The 17715-nt window shown below is 60.5% G+C and carries 13 protein-coding genes; 1 reads left to right on the top strand and 12 read right to left on the bottom strand.

The features are described from left to right. Positions 1-164: 164 nt before the first annotated feature. The 4 genes from HMPREF3055_RS01420 to HMPREF3055_RS01405 all read right to left on the bottom strand — a co-directional run bounded on the left by HMPREF3055_RS01420 (position 165) and on the right by HMPREF3055_RS01405 (position 5703). The gene (locus HMPREF3055_RS01420) at positions 165-935 is read right to left on the bottom strand and encodes a heme ABC transporter ATP-binding protein (RefSeq protein WP_012904204.1); all 771 of its coding nucleotides are present in this window, start codon (positions 933-935) and stop codon (positions 165-167) included. Then, positions 932-2011: a FecCD family ABC transporter permease gene (locus HMPREF3055_RS01415; protein ID WP_070737510.1), complete on the bottom strand. Its 1080-nt coding sequence runs from the start codon at positions 2009-2011 to the stop codon at positions 932-934. The genes HMPREF3055_RS01420 and HMPREF3055_RS01415 overlap by 4 nt, the downstream gene beginning before the upstream one ends. Next, on the bottom strand, positions 2011-3174 hold the full coding sequence (locus tag HMPREF3055_RS01410) for a heme/hemin ABC transporter substrate-binding protein (protein ID WP_070737500.1): 1164 nt from the start codon (positions 3172-3174) through the stop codon (positions 2011-2013). The genes HMPREF3055_RS01415 and HMPREF3055_RS01410 overlap by 1 nt, the downstream gene beginning before the upstream one ends. A 183-nt stretch (positions 3175-3357) precedes the next feature. Next, positions 3358-5703, bottom strand: coding sequence for an HtaA domain-containing protein (locus HMPREF3055_RS01405; RefSeq protein ID WP_070737498.1), 2346 nt, complete (start codon positions 5701-5703; stop codon positions 3358-3360). Between the two features lie 236 nt (positions 5704-5939). Here HMPREF3055_RS01405 and HMPREF3055_RS01400 point away from each other — a divergent pair, with 236 nt between their 5' ends. After that, positions 5940-6602 carry a biliverdin-producing heme oxygenase gene (locus HMPREF3055_RS01400; RefSeq protein WP_049360377.1) on the top strand — a complete coding sequence of 221 codons (663 nt, stop codon included), beginning with the start codon at positions 5940-5942 and terminating at the stop codon, positions 6600-6602. A 139-nt stretch (positions 6603-6741) separates the two neighbouring features. On the opposite strand, the gene purL is transcribed toward HMPREF3055_RS01400, so the two are convergent. The 8 genes from purL to HMPREF3055_RS01360 form a co-directional block, all read right to left on the bottom strand. Further along, on the bottom strand, positions 6742-9060 hold the full coding sequence (gene purL / locus HMPREF3055_RS01395) for a phosphoribosylformylglycinamidine synthase subunit PurL (protein ID WP_070737496.1): 2319 nt from the start codon (positions 9058-9060) through the stop codon (positions 6742-6744). A 25-nt stretch (positions 9061-9085) separates the two neighbouring features. Further along, positions 9086-9898: a phosphoribosylformylglycinamidine synthase subunit PurQ gene (purQ, locus tag HMPREF3055_RS01390; RefSeq protein ID WP_049340283.1), complete on the bottom strand. Its 813-nt coding sequence runs from the start codon at positions 9896-9898 to the stop codon at positions 9086-9088. Between the two features lie 5 nt (positions 9899-9903). After that, positions 9904-10155, bottom strand: a complete 252-nt coding sequence (purS, locus tag HMPREF3055_RS01385; RefSeq protein WP_005507194.1) for a phosphoribosylformylglycinamidine synthase subunit PurS — start codon at positions 10153-10155, stop codon at positions 9904-9906. 122 nt (positions 10156-10277) lie between these two features. Next, the gene (locus HMPREF3055_RS01380) at positions 10278-11228 is read right to left on the bottom strand and encodes a 3-methyladenine DNA glycosylase (RefSeq protein ID WP_070737494.1); all 951 of its coding nucleotides are present in this window, start codon (positions 11226-11228) and stop codon (positions 10278-10280) included. A 52-nt stretch (positions 11229-11280) separates the two neighbouring features. Next, complete coding sequence (locus HMPREF3055_RS01375; RefSeq protein WP_070593554.1) at positions 11281-11742, bottom strand: excisionase family DNA-binding protein; 462 nt, start codon at positions 11740-11742, stop codon at positions 11281-11283. Between the two features lie 233 nt (positions 11743-11975). Beyond that, a complete protein-coding gene (locus tag HMPREF3055_RS01370) occupies positions 11976-13271 on the bottom strand; it encodes an aspartate kinase (protein WP_070737490.1) in 1296 nt (431 codons plus the stop codon). A gap of 201 nt (positions 13272-13472) precedes the next feature. Then, positions 13473-14657, bottom strand: coding sequence for a recombination mediator RecR (gene recR, locus HMPREF3055_RS01365; protein WP_049340291.1), 1185 nt, complete (start codon positions 14655-14657; stop codon positions 13473-13475). Between the two features lie 183 nt (positions 14658-14840). After that, positions 14841-17702: a DNA polymerase III subunit gamma and tau gene (locus HMPREF3055_RS01360; protein WP_070737487.1), complete on the bottom strand. Its 2862-nt coding sequence runs from the start codon at positions 17700-17702 to the stop codon at positions 14841-14843. Between the last annotated feature and the right edge of the window lie 13 nt (positions 17703-17715).

Raw genomic sequence — 17715 nt, 5'->3', positions numbered from 1 at the left:
AAAGATAATCTCCGCCCTGTAATGAACTGATATTTACAGCCATTCCAGAACGGAGATTTAATATATGCGAATACTGGCATATTTTGAGGTGGAAAGTGTTTGCGGGATGCTTCGCTAACGCCCCGTAAAATCAGTGCGCCAGCAAACTCAGCGCGCCAGCAAACTCAGCGTTCCGGCAGAATCAACAAACGATTCGTCACCGGATGCCTCAACACCTCAATCGGATGCTGATACACCTCAGACAACAACTCCGCCGAACACACCTGCTCAGGGGCGCCCGAAGCAACCACCTCACCACCACGCAACAACACCATGCGGTCAGAATACGCAGCCGCCACATCCAGATCATGAAGCACCGTCAACACCGCAGCACCCTCAGCAGCCAACTCGCGGCTCACCCGCAACGTCTGCTCCTGATGCGTAATATCCAACGCCGCAGTCGGCTCATCCAAAAGAATCAGCGGGGTCTGCTGAGCGAACACACGCGCCAAATGCGCACGGCCACTCTCGCCACCGGACAGAGTCGTAATATCGCGATCCGACAAATGGGTCACCGACGTACGCTCCATCATCGAAGCAACCACGGCGTCATCCTCTTCAGCGCGCTCCGTGCCCTTCCACGGAGTACGGCCCATCTGAACCACCTCATGCACCGTGTACGAAAACGCCACATTCAACTTCTGCAACAGCATCGCACGCTGACGCGCCATCTGACGGGCAGGAATCGAACCCAGAGGGGTACCATCCAACAGAATCTCACCGCCACTGGGCGCAATATCACCAGCAATCACACCCAACAGAGTCGACTTACCGGCACCATTAGGACCAATCAGCGACACAACCTCGCCCGCAGCAACAGACAGAGACACATCATTCAAAATCTGACGCCCACCAGCGTTAAAACACACACCGGACAGGCTCAACAACTCGCTCACGAAGCACCTCCGCCCTGACCCAGGGAACGACGCAACAACACGAAGAACGTCGGGCCGCCCACCAAAGCCGTAAAAATACCAATCGGCAAATCAGCAAAAGGCACCAGCGTACGCGCACCCAAATCAGACAGCGCAATCAACAGCGCGCCACCCAATGCCGAAGCCGGCAACAACACACGATTCGACGGACCCAAAATCATGCGCAACAGGTGAGGAATAATCAGACCAATAAACGCAATAATGCCCGCATACGCCACCGCGGCACCCGTCAACAAAGCCGTCGCCGCAATAGACACCGCACGTAGGCGCTCCACGTTCACACCCGAATGCTGCGCTGCACGCTCACCCAACGCCAGAACATCCAGCGAAGAAGCCATCACAAAACACGCCACCAAGCCGATGAGAATAACCGGCCACACGCTCGCTACAGCCTTCCATGTGGAGCCGTTCAGCGAACCCATCTGCCAGAACACAATCTGATCGCGGCTCGTCGTATCAGCAATAAACATGAGGAACGCAATAATCGCATTCGCCACCGCGGTCACCGCAATACCCGTCAAAATCATTGACAGAACCTTCGCACGACCCGAAGAACGCGACAGGAAATACACCAGCGCAGTAGCCGCCAACGCACCCACAAACGCGAATGCAGGAGTCGTGAAAATACCGAAAAACTGCAGGTTCAACACAATCGACAAACACGCGCCAACCGCCGCACCCGAGGAAACACCAATCACGCCCGGCTCAGCCAACGGGTTACCAAACACCGACTGCATCACCGCACCGGAAGTACCCAAAGCGGCACCCACCAGCACGCCCAACAGCACACGCGGGAAACGGATATTCCACAGAGTGCTATCCGCCAGTTGCATCGCCGGGTTCTCCGGTGCAAGACCCAGGCGGCGGCCCACAGAAGCAACCACCTGATCAATCGGGATATTGTACTGACCCAAACCCGCAGACAGCACCATCACAGCGCACAGTGCCACCGCCAAAAACGTAAACGTCAGACCGGCACGACGCCGACGCGACGCACGATAATCCCGCGCACCCGCCGCACTCTTCACGGCAGCCACTACTGGCCCCCCGCAGGAGTGGAGTACGCAGCCTTAGCGAGCGAGAGCAACACTGCCGGAGTATTCGGGCCATAGGACAGAATCTGGCCGTCACCCATATCGATAATGCGCTTATTCTTACCGGCAGTCGTCTCACCCACACCCGGGCGAGCCAAGAAACCATCCAAACCGCCGGTGGACTTAATGCCGCCGCTCATGGTCAGAATGATGTCCGGGTTCAGCTTCACCAGCGCCTCACTGGTCGCCGGAATAATATTCGTCGCGTTCTGCTCAGACGCCACATCCTTGCCGCCAATAGCCTGAATCAAATCGTCAGCGCCCGAACCCTTACCGAGCACGAAGAACACGCCAGCGGTACCGCGCACGTACAAGAATGCGAACGACACCTGCTGTGCACCCTTCGGGGCGACGTCCTTGAGCACCTGCAGAGCGTAATCCAGGTCCTTCTGCACGCGGGCAGCAACCTGCTCGCCCGCCTCCGGAACACCCAGCGCCTGCGCAACAGCCTTGAGCTGCGGAATGATCTTATCCATACGACGCTCATGATCGAAGACCACCACGGTCACGCCCGCTGCGCGTAGCTGATCCACAATCTCAATCGGGCCGTTGCTCTTATCCCACAGCACCAGGTCCGGGGAGGTCGCCAGAATCGCCTCAGCGTTCAGGTCATGACCGTTCTGGGTCACCAGCGGCAGATGAGCCAGCGACTGCTCCGTCGAGGAGGTGACACGACCGACCAGGCGACCGCCCAGACCCAGCGCAATCATCTGCTGAGCCAGAGTGCCGTACAGGTCCAGTGCCAGCACACGGTCAGCGGACTTAACGGTCACCTCGGTGCCGTTGAAATCCTTGAAGGTCACCGGGAAAGCCGGAGTGGGGGTATCGACCATCGGCTGAATTTCGGGGGTATCCGCGGCGCTATTGGGGCCGCGCAGAGCCTTCTGATCAGGGGCAATAGAAGAACGCAGCTGATCGGCAAGGTTCTCCAAAACGGTGCGGGTGCTCTGCTCATCCACCACAGCCTGCGAAGTGCTTGAAGAAGAGGCCGGGTTCTGAGTACCCACACCGCAAGAGCTCAGCAGGAACGCGGAAGTGATGGAGAATGCCGCATACTTCACTGCATCGCGGCGGTTCAGGGCAGAAGAAGAAAGGGAAGAAAACATCGTCGTCTCACAGAAAAAAGGGAGTTAGGAAAACTGGGGTAGGCGCCGGGGTAAAACCTGGCATCTGAAGCGGGGGTGCAGTGAAAATCTGCACCCCCGCACGGACCGTGTCGGCTCACCGGTGAACCTCGTGATTGAGTCTCACAGGCGAGCCGACAGTGTGGGCATCCTCGTGAGGTGCCGTTATGCCTTCTTTCGGCGGCGAGTGTACACGACGGTACCCGCGCCGGCTGCAACAGCGATGAAGCCTGCAACCAGGGTGCCCTCAACACCGGAGGCGCCGGTGGAAGCCAGAGGCTTACCGGTGACCGGGTCGCAACCCTCACCCTCGTAGACGGTCTCGGACACGGTCTTGGTGGTGGTCTTCGCGCCGTTAATCGCCGCGGAGAAGCTCAGCGGAGCCATGTCCTTACCGGCGTCGTAGAAGCCAGCGAACGCCTTCGCGCCCTCAGCGGTCAGGGTGGTTGCCGCACCGTTGACGCTCACAGCGTCAGCGGAGCTCTGCAGACCCGAAAGATCCACCTTCAGCAGTGCCACCTCACCGTAGTTAGTTGCCTTGCCGGAGGGATCATTGCTGTTCATGGTCGCGTAGAGAGTGCCGGAATTGCCGTTAATCTCAAGGCGCGGGTTCGCAATGGTGGTGTCCAGAATGCCGTGGTGACCGGTGAAACGAACCGAACCGCTGAAGGAGATGGAACCCTTACCGTTCTTGAAGGTGCCGGTGCCGTTAGACCAGTTGAACGCATCCGAAGAGTAGGAGGTGCCGTTCAGCTCCCAGCTACCGTTCGCGATGCCGCCGCGCACGTAGTTGCGGAAGGAATCACGCACGCCCCAGCCAAGGTTTGCGCTCTTAATGGTGCCGTCGGATGCGCCCTGCTCCTGCACCTCGCGGGTGCGGGTGACGGGTACGCAGACCGGCTGTGCCGGGTTGTTGCTGACAGAACCGTTCGAGGAGGAACCGCCGTTAGAGACGCTGCCGGAGGTGCCTGCCGAACCATTAGAACCGGAGCTGTTAGCGGAGGAGTTCGAGGAGCTGTTATCGGAGGAGCCGTTCTCAGAACCCTTGTTATCGGAGGACTTGTTCTCAGAGACGCGGGGAACCTCAACGGTGTTCTCTGCGGTCTGCTCGCTGAGCTTTACGGAGAAGCTCAGCGGCGCCATGGCGTTATCGGCACCGCGGTACTGGCCGGCGAAGAGCACGTTGGAACCTTCAGCGGTGAGCGCGACTGCCGCGTTCTGCGCCGAGAAAACGCCGTCCTTCACGCTCGCGCCGGAGAGGTCCACCTCGGCGATAGCCAGGCCGGTCTTAGAAACGGACTTGCCGTCGCGGGTCAGCGCGTCAACGTCAGCGACCAGGGTGCCCTTGCCGTTGACGACGACCAGGCGCATGTTCTTGATGGTGCTCTTGAGCTGACCGTTGTGGCCGGTGAACTCTGCGGTGCCCGCGAAGTTGATCTGACCGGTCTTGGTCTCGGGGTTGTACACGCCGGATGCCTGAGTGTACTTGAAGCCGCCAGCCGCGGTCTTCTCCATGCCCTCAACGTTCACGGAGCCGTGCGCGAAGCCGGTCAGGTACTTCAGGAAGGACTCGCGGATATCCCAGCTGAGGGTGCCGGACTCGACAACGTTGCCGGTGACCTTTTCTTCACGCTTGGGCTCGGTGGTTGCGGCGGGGGAGGAGGGTGCCGCGGAGGTGGGGGCTGCGCTCGGCGCTGCAGAAGTGGGCTCTGCGGGCTTGGGGTCTGTGGGCTTGGGTGCCTCGCTGGTCGGTGCGGAGGAAGGCTCTGCGGTCGGCGCAGCAGTCGGCTCGGCGCTGGGCTCAGCGGAAGGTGCGGGCGCGGGTGCTTCCTTGGTCACGATGGTTGCGGAGAAGCCGAGTGCATCCAGCTCCTGACCTGCCTTGTAGAAGCCGGCGAAGGCGCCGGTTGCCTCTTCGGAGAGCTTGACGCGGGTGCCGTTTTCTTCGTCAACGCTGGGCAGGGTGATGGTGTTACCCTCAACCTTCAGACCGGAGGCGTTGAAAGTGCCGAGGGTCATGTTCTTGGTTTCGACCAGGTCGTTCGGGGTGGTGTTGCCGTTGTAGGGGCGCGACTGAACGTTGGCGCGCACGGTGCCCACGCCGTCCTTAATGGTGACGGAGAGGTCGGAGATGATGACTTCCAGCAGACCGTGGTGAGCGGTGTAGTGGATCGAGGAGCCGGTGAAGGTGACCGAGTATTCGCCGTTGGCTACGGTGCCTTCGGCGGCGGTGAAGTGGTAGGAGCCGTCTTCGTTGGTGGTGACGCCGGTCAGCTTCTGGGAGCCCTGGGAGAAGGGGCCGTTGATGTAGGAGCGGAAGGACTTCTTCAGGCCCCAGTTGACGGTGACGTCCTGCAGGCTCTGCTCTGAGGCTGCGGCAACCTCACCGGCGCTGATGTGGGAGTTGGTTTCAGCTGCGAAGGCTGCGGGTACGCCGGCGACGCCGCTGAGGCCGATGGTTGCCGAAGCCAAGAACGCCCAGGTGCGCTTGGTGAGAGAGGGGGTAGACATTCGGTGTCTCCTTGAATTTTGTGATTGTGGTGTTCGTATCAAGTCTAGACCTATTAGCCTATGTTTGTGTAACTTAATGCCTAGGGTGACTTACTCATAAGGTTTACCTTAGCAAATTTTTTGTGGGGGCTATTGCCAAAACCGGTTTTTGGTGACAATATGTCATTAACAGTTTGGTGACACAGTGTCATTAAAACCTTTATAGTCCACCCACAAGCAAATTTAGGAACCCCACCATGACTATTACCGCCCCCGAAACCACCCAGGAACGCTTCTCCGCACGCCTGAAGGAAAGCACCAAGCACGTCCACGACAACGCCGAACACTCCACCTTCATGGAAGATCTCATGGGCGGCTCCCTCAACACCGAGGCATACCTGCGCCTCATCAACCAGTACGTGCACATCTACGAAGCACTCGAAGCGGTCTCCGAACACTACCGCGCAGAACCCAACCCCATCACCGACCCCTTCACCCACCCCGGCCTCGACCGCGCAGAATACATCCGCGCAGACATCCGCGCACTCGGCCAGGACGGCGACATCGACGCGCCCCTGCCCGCAACCGCAGAGTATGTAGAGCGCATCCGCGCCACCGTCAACTCCCCCGAACGCTACCTCGCACACCACTACCTGCGCTACCTCGGCGACCTCTCCGGCGGCCAGGCAGTCGCAGCACTCGTTAACCGCCACTACGGCATCCCCGCCGAAGCACTGAGCATGTACCGCTTCACCGAACTGCCCAAGCCCAAGGTCTTCAAGGACGGCTACCGCGAACTGCTCGACAACGCACCCCTGACCGACGAACAGCGCGAAGCCCTCATTGAAGAGTGCATCGAAGGCTTCCGCATCAACGCCTCCCTGTTCGCGCAGCTGGGCCGCAAGGTCGCCGAGGCATAAACCCAGAACGCGCATAAACAGAACACCTCAACGCACAACGCCTAAACGCTCAACGCACAAGCCAGCGGGCATAACAAAAGGGGCGGATGCTTTCACAAGCATCCGCCCCTTTCGGCGTTAGTCTCAAACTAGTCGAAGACTAGCCCTTCGCAACCTCACCGAAGTAAGAAGCGAGAGTGCCCTCGTGAGCTGCACGCAGCTCATCCAGGTCAATGGAAACCTCATCCTGGAAGTCCAGAGCGTTCGATGCAGCATCCACCACACCAATACGTGCGAAGGGGAACTGGCGAGCGGTGCACATATCCTTGAAGCGCACCTCCTCAGAACGCGGAACCGAAACCACAACACGGCCCAGGGACTCCGAGAACAGCAGGGTGAACAGGTCCACGCCGTCACGCTCAGCAACCTCACCCAGGCCGATGCGGGCACCGATGTTGAAACGCAGGCAAGCCTCCGACAGAGCCGCAGCCAGACCACCAGCAGACACGTCGTGCGCGGCATCAATCATGCCGTCACGAGACATGTTCACCAGCATGTCACCCAGCTGACGCTCCAGAGCCAGATCAACCTTCGGCGGCTGACCGCCCAGGTGACCCTTGAAACGAGCCCATTCGGAGCCGTCCAGCTCATCACGGGTAGTACCCAGCAGGTAGATAGCCTGACCGTCATGCTCAGGAGCCCAACCCGAAGGGGTGCGGCGGGTGACGTCATCCATCACGCCCATCATCGCCACCACGGGGGTCGGGTTAATAGCCTTACCACCGGTCTGGTTGTACAGGGACACGTTACCGCCGGTCACCGGAACACCCAGCTCCATGCAGCCATCAGCCAGGCCGCGAACAGCCTCAGCAAACTGCCACATGACGTCCGGGTCCTCGGGAGAACCGAAGTTCAGGCAGTCAGACACAGCCACGGGGCGTGCACCGACGGTCGCAACGTTACGGTACGCCTCCGCCAAGGACGCGCGAGCACCCTCGTACGGATCCAGGTAGGTGAAACGCGGGGAGGCGTCGGTCGCCAGAGCAACACCGAGGTTGGTGTTCTCGTCCACGCGCACCACACCGCCGTCGTCCGGCATGGACAGGGCGGTGTTGCCCTGAACGTAGCGGTCGTACTGGTTGGTGATCCAGGACTTGGAGCACATGTTCGGGGACGCCATGAACGCCTTGATTGCCTCGCCCAGCTCCTTACCGCGCGGGCGGGAATCGTCGGCAGCCGAACCGGTGAAGTGGTTAGCCTGGACGTCATCCTGCCACTCGGGGCGTGCGTAAGGACGCTCGTAGGTCGGGCCGTCGTGCGCGACGGTGCGGGGGTCAACATCCACGATGACCTCGCCGTCCCACTCGATGACCAGGCGGCCAGAGTTGGTGACCTCACCGAGGAAGGAGTACTCCACGCCCCACTTGTTCATGATCGCTTCGAAGCGCTCCACGTTCTCGGGGGAGACAACAGCCATCATGCGTTCCTGAGACTCAGACATCAGAATCTCGCCCGGGGTCAGGGTGGGGTCACGCAGCAGAACCTTGGTCAGGTCGACGTGCATGCCGCCCTCACCGTTAGAAGCCAGCTCGCTGGTTGCGCAGGAAATACCCGCAGCACCCAGGTCCTGAATACCCTCAACCACGGAGCCCTTGAACAGCTCCAGGCAGCACTCAATCAGAACCTTCTCAGCGAAGGGGTCGCCCACCTGAACGGCAGGACGCTTCGAGGGCTTGGTGTCGTCGAAGGACTCCGAAGCCAGCACCGACGCACCGCCGATGCCGTCGCCACCGGTGCGCGCACCGAAGAGGACAACCTTGTTGCCCACGCCCGATGCGTTCGCCAGGCGGATGTCCTCGTGGCGCATAATGCCCACAGCCAGTGCGTTGACCAGCGGGTTTGCCTGGTAGCAGGAGTCGAACTCAACCTCGCCGCCGATGTTCGGCAGACCCAGGGAGTTACCGTAACCACCAATACCGGCAACCACGCCGCCAATAACGCGGGCGGTGTCCGGGTGATCAATCGCGCCGAAACGCAGCGGATCCATCACAGCAATCGGGCGTGCACCCATCGAAATAATGTCACGCACAATACCGCCCACACCGGTCGCGGCACCCTGGTAGGGCTCCACGTACGAGGGGTGGTTGTGGGACTCAATCTTGAAGGTAACAGCCCAGCCGTCACCAATGTCGGTCACACCGGCGTTTTCACCGATACCGACCATCAGGTCCTTCTTCATCTCATCGGTGACCTTCGCACCGAACTGCTTCAGATGAACCTTAGAAGACTTGTAGGAGCAGTGCTCGGACCACATGACCGAGTACATTGCCAGCTCAGCCGCGGTAGGACGGCGACCAAGAATCTCCTTAATGTCCTCGAACTCGTTCTCCTTCAGGCCCAGTTCAGCCCAGGGGAGTTCGGTGTCCGGGGTTGCCGCCGCGTGCTCGACGGTGTCGAGGTTAAACTGCTTTTCGCTCATAACTTCTTAGAATCCTTGTCGTGCGTTAGCGGGCGTTAATCAGGTTGGCAAGAACCGAGGTGAACACGCCGAGACCATCGGCGCCACCGCGCAGAGAAACCTCACCAAAACCGGAAGAGGAAGGACCGAAGCCGGGCTCCACAGCGTGCTCCGGGTGCGGCATCAGGCCGACCACGTTACCGCGCTCATTGCTGATACCAGCAATGTCGTTACGGGAACCGTTCGGGTTGAAACCAACGTAGCGGAACACCACGCGGCCCTCAGCCTCCAGCGCCTCCAGGGTCTTCGCGTCAGCAACGTACTGACCGTCCTGGTTCTTCAGAGGAACAACAATCTCCTGGCCTGCAGCGTAGTCGCTCGTCCAGGAGGTGGAGTTATTCTCAATGCGCAGAGTCTGGTCACGGCAAATGAACTTGCGGTGATCGTTCTTAATCATCGAACCGGGCAGCAGGTGAGACTCAGTCAGAATCTGGAAACCATTGCAAATACCCAGAACAGGCAGGGGCGAAGAACCGGAGGTACCGGCAGCGTTAGCGGCATCAATCACCGAACGCATCACGGGAGCCTTCGCAGCAATAGCGCCGGCACGCAGGTAGTCACCGTAGGAGAAACCGCCGGGAATAATGACGGCATCAACGTTCTTCAGGTCAGCGTCGTCGTGCCACAGCTCAACGACGGTACCGCCAGCCAGACGGACAGCACGTGCAGCGTCACGGTCATCCAGGGTGCCGGGGAAAGTCACCACGCCAACGCGTGCATCAGCGAAAGCGGGGTTCGGGGAATAAGTAGAAAAGTCGCCAACCAGGGGGACTTCAGTAGGTGCGAGGGACTCTGCCATAGGTATTAGTCCTCCAGAACCGAAACGTTCACAACGTCTTCGATGACGGGGTTCGACAGCAGCTCTTCAGCAGCCTTGCGGGCAGCTGCGAGGTGCTCCTCAGTAGCCTCACCCTCGACGGTCAGCTCGAAGCGCTTACCCTGGCGAACATCCACGAAGGAATCAACGCCGATACGGGGTAGCTCGTGAGAAATAGCCTTACCCTGCGGGTCAAGAATTTCGGGCTTGAGCATAACATCAACAACAATACGGGCCATGTGTGGGCACTCCTTGGGTGCGTGGGTTCTGTATGAGCCGTATCTCATCTTACCGTACTAACGACCGTAACGGGGGTATGCGTTCGGTTGGTGGATACTCTAAGAGGCTCGAATCACGTCTTTTACGCCTCGAGGGACGGAAGATAGCGCTCGCACACCGCAAGCAGGCGCTCACGTAGCCCAATGGAACGCTCCGACAGCTCACGCTGAATCCGCACGTACTCAGCCTTACCCTCGGTCGTCTCCACCGGAATCGGCTCATACCCCCAGTCACGAATATCGTAGGGGGCTGCGCGCATATCCAGTTCACGCGCATCCCACGCCAGGTCAAAACAATCCATGACCAGAGTCGAATCAACCAGCGGAAGCAGCTTGTACGCCCACTTGTACACGTCCATATTCGCGTGCAGGCACGCGGGCTGCTCCAGCACACGCTGCGTCTCGCGGGTCGGCTGCAGTTCGTTCATCGGTGCCGCCTGCGGCATGAAGAAACGGAACGCATCAAAGTGCGAGCAGCGGATGCGGTGCTCCTCCACCACGCGGTCCGTACCCTCCGCGCCCAGGCGCAGTTCCAGGTAGTCGTGGCGGATGTTGTTCTCCACTGACTTGTACGCCATCGCCCACTCGTGCATGCCGAAGCAACCGAACTGCCCCTTCTTCGCGGCGGTGTTGCGCAGGATCTCGTGGGTGAAGGCGAGGGCGGTAGCGCGGCGCTCCACAAAATCGGTGACGTCCACCGTGACGGCGGAGGCTGCATCCGCCTGGGCACGCGCCACCTGCGGGGTGCAGCCAGCGTCAAGGAGCTCCTGCTCGGTTGCATGCCGGTAGAAACGCCAGGAGGTGCGCTCGGGCGCATCCAGCAGAATGATGCCGGCGCCGGGGTGCCAGCGCTTGAACTGGCCGGGCTTGAGCGTGTAGTAGGTGAAGAGGAAATCTTCCACGGGGTGCACTTCGTGGCGGGCGCGACGCTGCGCAAACGGGTCGGCGTAGCGGCCGGCACGCGCCTCATGTGCTGCCTCTGCGGCACGCCATTGACGGGCATCCATCACCTGGGAAAACACAACACTACTCATGCTTCTAGCCTAAACGATGCCGCGACAAGGTAGGGCAGAAAGTAAAACTACTTTATTCAGTGAAGGTGTCAACAAGACCGTGTTCATCCTCGAGTTCCCAGAGCTCTTTGAGAGCTTGCTCCTTCTGAGCAACGGTCTTCTTGAGAAGTCCCTTACGGAAAGCATCGGCATCCTCGGTGCGGATACGGAAGTGGCTACCCACCTTATGCGCCGGGAGGTCACCAGAGCGAATAGCCTTCATGAGCGTGGGGCGGGAAATACCGATACGCTGCGCCGCAACGGTCGTCGTCAAATCTTGGGGGACAGGCTGAACATCAATACTCTGCCCGTTAGCCAAGGCATGGAAGACGTGCTGAATGACCTGGTTAAGGGCGTCGCCAAGCTGCTGGCTTTCTCGACCCGAAACGGTCAGCTCAATGGTGGTTTCTTCAGAATTCTTGAGAATCTCCCGCGCCTCTGCGCGAGCCTGATTGAGGGTATCTTCCTCCAGGGGGTTGGTTAGGGTGGTGGTCATTATCTTCTCCTTGGTGCTGTTGCCGGCAGAGTCAACGTCCGAAGATGCCACGTCGGTGGGGTGCATATCATTCGGTTGGAGGCTCATTGTGGTTGATACAACCCTACCCCTATCTGAAATAACTGTAAAGCGTTTCAGTTATTTCACCTATACACAGACAAAAGGGAGGGGCGGCGCCGAATCAAACCAGCACCGCCCCTCCCGAAGCGTACAGCTCACAAACGAGCTAAACCCTAGCGGCCAGTACCACCGTAAACAGTAGCCTCACCCTCGGCATCCAGACCGAACGCAGTGTGCACCGCGCGAACAGCCTCATCCAGCTTGCTCAGCTCAGTAATCACCGAAATACGAATCTCGGAAGTCGAAATCATGTCAATGTTCACGCCAGCAGCAGACAGCGCTTCGAAGAAAGTGAACGAAACACCCGGGTTGGTCTTCATACCCGCGCCAACCAGCGACAGCTTACCAACGGACTCGTTGTAAATAACCTCCTGGAAGCCCAGCTCAGCCTTAGCATCCTCCAGGGCCTTCAGCGCGGTCGGGCCCTGCGCCTGATCCAGAGTGAAGGAAATATCGGTCACGCCCGGGCGGTCAGTGGGAACGTTCTGAACAATCATGTCCAGGTTCACCTTCGCCTCGTTAATCATGCCGAACACCTTAGCGGCCGAACCGGGAACGTCCGGAACGCCAACAACGGTAATCTTTGCGCGGGTGCGATCGTGCGCGACACCGGAAATCAGGGGCTGCTCCAAGGGAATCTCCTTCAGATGAATGGGGGTCAGTTCCGCGGACTCCTCCGGAACCACGATAGTGCCTTCAAGGTCCGAGAACGAAGAACGCACGTGAAGCTTCAAGTTAAAACGACGAGCATACTCGACGCTACGCAGGTGCAGAATCTTTGCACCGTTCGCCGCCATCTCCAGCATTTCCTCGCTGGTGATGGTATCCAGCTTGTGCGCGGTCGGCACGATGCGCGGGTCGGCGGTGAACACGCCGTCCACGTCCGAGTAAATCTCGCACACATCGGCGTTCAGCGCGGCGGCCAGCGCAACGGCGGTCGTATCGGAACCGCCGCGGCCCAGGGTCGTAATGTCGCCACTCTGACGGTTCATGCCCTGGAAACCGGCCACAATCGCGATATTTCCGGCCTCGACGGACTCACGGATGCGATCGGGGCGAACCTCCACGAGGCGCGCCGAACCGTGCACGCCGTCGGTAATCATGCCAGCCTGCGAACCGGTGAAGGACTGCGCCTTAGCGCCCAGGTCGTTAATGGCCATCGACAGGACGGCGGTCGAAATGCGTTCACCGGCGGTCAGCAGCATGTCCAGCTCACGCGAGGGAACGACATTGCTGGTGACCTCTGCGGCAAGGTCGAGCAACTCATCGGTGGTGTCGCCCATAGCGGACACCACGACGACCACATCGTTACCTGCCTTCTGAGTGTCCACGACGCGGCGGGCTACGCGCTTGACACCCTCCGCATCCGCTACGGAGGAACCGCCGAACTTTTGGACGATCAGGCTCATAGAATTCTCCAGGTCAGTTACTTGTGTGCCACCGGCAGACGCCGGCTCCTCATTTATAGTAGACGGCGTTCAGTGCAAGCGGCGAACTGTGCACCCGTATGTATTGCCCCGTGAAATATTACGTAGTGTTACACGGTGGCGATGCAGGGTATGGAGGCGAAGGCGCGGAGGCGGGCACAGCAAGCCTGAGAGGGCTAGTTTTTAGGTCCACGGGTTCACGTACGTGACGCCCGGCAGTGGCGGAACATCCGGCTTCGGGGTGCGCAACGGGGCGTTCTGAATCGAGCGGATCTTCTCCTCATAGTCGGGGGTGCGGAACACTTCCGGTGCATCTTCCGCCTGCTCGGTTGCGGGTGCTTCAGCCGGTTCGGAGGTGGCGCTCGCAGGAGCCTCCTCGGCGGAATCTTCGCCCAAGTCAGGGGTTGCTTCTGCTTCTGTGGCTTCAGGCGTAGAGCCCGCACCAGAATTGGCAGGGAATCCCTCACGGCGGGATTCCTCGTCACCGGATTCTTCCTCGCCGGATTCCTTGTCGCCTGATTTCTCAGCCTCCTGCAGAACCCGCTCGATCAGCTGCTCATCCACCGTGCCCTGCACACCCTCAGTGGCGGGCGCCTCCGTGCGGGAAGCGGCAGAATCAGAATCCAGGTCATCAAACATGCTCGAATTCCATCGGCGACGACTCTGCTTCGCCTCCTGAGCCTGAACCTGAGCCGCCTGCTCACGCTCCTGCTCCTCCTCACGGTTTACGCGCTCAAAATCCTCGGCGGCAGTATGCGCCGCCGCGGTGCCCTCGCTAATGACGCGGCGACCCTCCAACGCGCGGCCCAGGGTAATCTCGTCCGCGTACTCTAGATCGCCACCGACCGGAAGACCCGACGCCAGGCGCGATAGACGCACACCCAGCGGCACGAGAATGCGCGAGAGGTAGGTTGCGGTCGCCTCACCCTCAAGGTTCGGGTCCATCGCCAGAATAATCTCCTGGATACGCTCATCCGCCAGACGGGAGACCAACTCACGAATACGCAGCTGCTCCGGGCCCACACCCGCCAGCGGGTTAATGGCGCCGCCGAGCACATGGTAGCGGCCGGTAAAGGAACGGGTACGCTCAATCGCCACCACGTCCTTCGACTCCTCGACCACACACAGCACGGACGGGTCGCGGCGCTCATCACGACAGATTGTGCACAGCTTCGTCTCGGAGACGTTACCGCACTCCTCACAGAAGCTCACGCTGGTCTTCACCGTGGAAATGGCGTTGGCTAGGCGCGCCATATCGGCAGCATCCGCATTCAGAATGTGAAAAGCGATGCGCTGAGCCGACTTGGGGCCCACACCCGGCAGGCGGCCGAGCTCGTCAATGAGGTTTTGAACTGCTCCCTCGTACATGGCTTCTCCTTCTGATGCGGTGTGCTGTGCTGGTGCTTTGTGCTGGTGCGCTGTTCTTGGGCGACGTTATGAGTATGCACCCAACCCCTGACAGTTTAGGGGCGTTTCGCGTAGCGAGTATGCGGCTGGAATGAGTACGCCCGCCATCGGTGCGATGGCGGGCGCGGCACCTACAACCCCGGGTTAGGGCTGGTGCAGGGGGCGTTCGTCGATGACGGTGCCACCAATAATTTTTTCGATAGCGCGCAGACCGATGAAGGTGCTGTTTTCGACCTTCTCGTCATCCTCAGAGACGTAGTCCTCATCGGATGCGGCGCGTGCCGGGCGAGCCGGTGCCGCCGGTGCGCTGGGAGTCGGCGCGCTAGGAGTCGGTGTGGCAGGTGTGTTAGAAGCCTGCGCTGCGGGCTTCTCATCGCTTGCCGGCTTGTTATCGACCGATGCATTATCAGCTGGGGTAGCCGGAGTAATCGGAGTATCAAGCGGACCAGCCGGGGCGACCGGAGCAAGAGGACCTGCAGGCTCAACCGGAGGTGCCGAATCCTGCGGTGCTGCCTGCGGTGCCTCTGCCAACGGGCCAGCAGGCTCAACCGGAGCAGCGAGCGGGCCCGCCGGTGCTACGGGTGCAGCCGGCATTGCGGGTGCTGCGGGCATTGCGGGTGCAGCGGGCGCCTCAACCGGTTCAGCGTAGGCAGGCTCATCCTCAAAAGGGGGCTCCTCCTCATACGGAGGCTCCTGCGCATACTGGGGTTCAGGAGCGCTCTCCTGCTGCGGAACTCCACTACCGGAGGCGGCAAAGGAATCACGCTCACCAAAACCACCCACCGGAGCAACCGGCACCTGCTGAGCTGCCGGAACTTGCTGACCTGCCGGAACCTGCGGAGCAACCGGGGGCTCAGGGGCAAGTGGACCCGCCGGGGCTTCCTGAACCGGTGCCTGCACTGCCGCCTGGGCAGCCTGCTGAGGTGCTTCCTCGGGGGCGCTCTGCGGAATCGGGGCAACCTCCCACGCGCCCAGGGGCGCATCCACGCTCGTGGACTCGGGGGTGTTTGCGCCGGTCAGCGGCTGACCGTGGCGACGCCACGCATCCTCACCGCCGCGCGGACCATCAGCCAGAGGCGCCGGCTGAACGGGCTGCGGGGGAGTCTGCTGAACGGGCTGCTGAGGCTCCTGCGGGGCAACAGCCGTCGGAACTGCAGGCTGCGCTGCGGGCTTGACCTGCTCACCGGGCTTCGCCACCTGAGCGTGAATGGTCACCGGACGGCGCAGGAACTCACTCACGCGGGCGGTCAGCTCGGGCACAAAACCCTTGACCGCGCGCAAAGTCGCAATGTCGGCGCTCACGTACAGGGTTGTGCCGTCCATGCGAGCGGGGCGAACCTTCATCAGCTGCTCCGCCGCACCGGGAACGCTCATTCGGTTAAGGATGGCACGCCAATTACCCTGAACCGCAGCCAGTGGATCGTTCGGGTCAAGCTTCAGAGGCGCGGAGGGGGTACCCGCCGCAGCTGCTGCAGCAGAAGCCGGAGCATGAGGTGCCGCCGGGGTGTTACCCGCCAGGGGAGCACCAGCCGCAGACTCCTGCGCGGTCGGTGCCAGAGGTGCAACACTAAGGGGCGCACCCGCCAGCGGGGGAGCACCCGCGCTGGCATGCTGAGAACTGCCCTGCTGAGAGCCGCTCTGCTGAGGGACAGACTGCGGGGCAGTCGCCTCCTGAACAGGGGCGCTAGGAGTCTGCGCATTAGGCGCCTGAATCTGAGGAGCCTGGGTCTTAGGAGTCAGGCCAGCCGCCGCCATACCCGCCGCACGAGCAGCAGACATGCCACCCTGCGCCGGACCAGAACCAGCAGGAACCGAACCAGTAGCACCAGAAGCCATGCGACGCTCCAAAACCTGCAAGCGAGAAGCCAACGCCGCAACCTCAGCGCCACCGGCAGAACCCTCCACAGCAGGCAGAAGCAGACGAGCACACAGCAACTCCAGCTGAAGCTGCGGATTCGCCGCACCCGTCATACCATTCAGAGTCTCATTCGCCGTACCCGCAGCAACCGTCAGCTCACGCTCACCCAAAGCCTGAGCCTGCTGAGCCAGACGCTCCAACTGATCCTGCGGAACACCCTGCAAAATCTGACCCGCAGCCTGCGGAACAGCCTTCACCACGATCAAATCACGCAGACGCTCCAGCAGATCCTCCACAAAACGGCGAGGATCCTGACCGGTCGCCACCACACGCGACACCGCACCAAAGAGAGTCGGCGCATCCTTCGCACCCAACGCCTCAATAACCTCATCCAGAAGCTGCGCGTGGGTATAACCCAGCAGCGCCACCGCACGGTCATACTCAATACCGTTCTGCGAAGACGCACCAGCCATCAGCTGATCAAGAATCGACAGTGAATCACGCACCGAACCGCCACCAGCACGAATCACCAGCTGCAACACACCCGGTTCAACCGGCACCTGCTCCTGATCGCACAGACCCTGCAGGAACGGCAGAAGAACCTCCGGCGGAACCAGACGGAACGGGTAATGGTGAGTACGCGAACGAATCGTACCCAGCACCTTATTCGGCTCAGTCGTCGCGAAGATAAACTTCACGTGCTCCGGCGGCTCCTCCACAATCTTCAGCAACGCATTGAAACCCTCACGGGTCACCATATGCGCCTCATCAATAATGAAGATCTTGTAACGGTCACGCACCGGCGCCAAAGTAGCGCGCTCACGCAGGTCACGGGCATGATCCACGCCGCCGTGGCTCGCCGCATCCATCTCAATCACGTCAAGAGAACCGCCACCATCACGCGAAAGCTCACGACACGAATCGCACACACCACACGGAGTAGGAGTCGGACCCTGCGCACAGTTCAAACAACGCGCCAAAATACGCGCCGACGTGGTCTTACCGCAACCACGCGGACCCGAAAACAGGTACGCGTGATTCACACGGTTCTTTTCCAAGGCGACCATAAGAGGTTCGGTCACGTGCTCCTGCCCGATAACCTCAGCAAAGGTTTCGGGGCGATAACGACGATAAAGGGCAGTGCTCACGGCAACCTCTTCA

Origin of the sequence: Rothia sp. HMSC061C12 (assembly GCF_001815755.1) — a bacterium.
In the GTDB taxonomy this organism is placed as follows: Bacteria; Actinomycetota; Actinomycetes; order Actinomycetales; family Micrococcaceae; genus Rothia; species Rothia mucilaginosa.
This window is presented reverse-complemented; position numbering and strand designations above follow the sequence as displayed.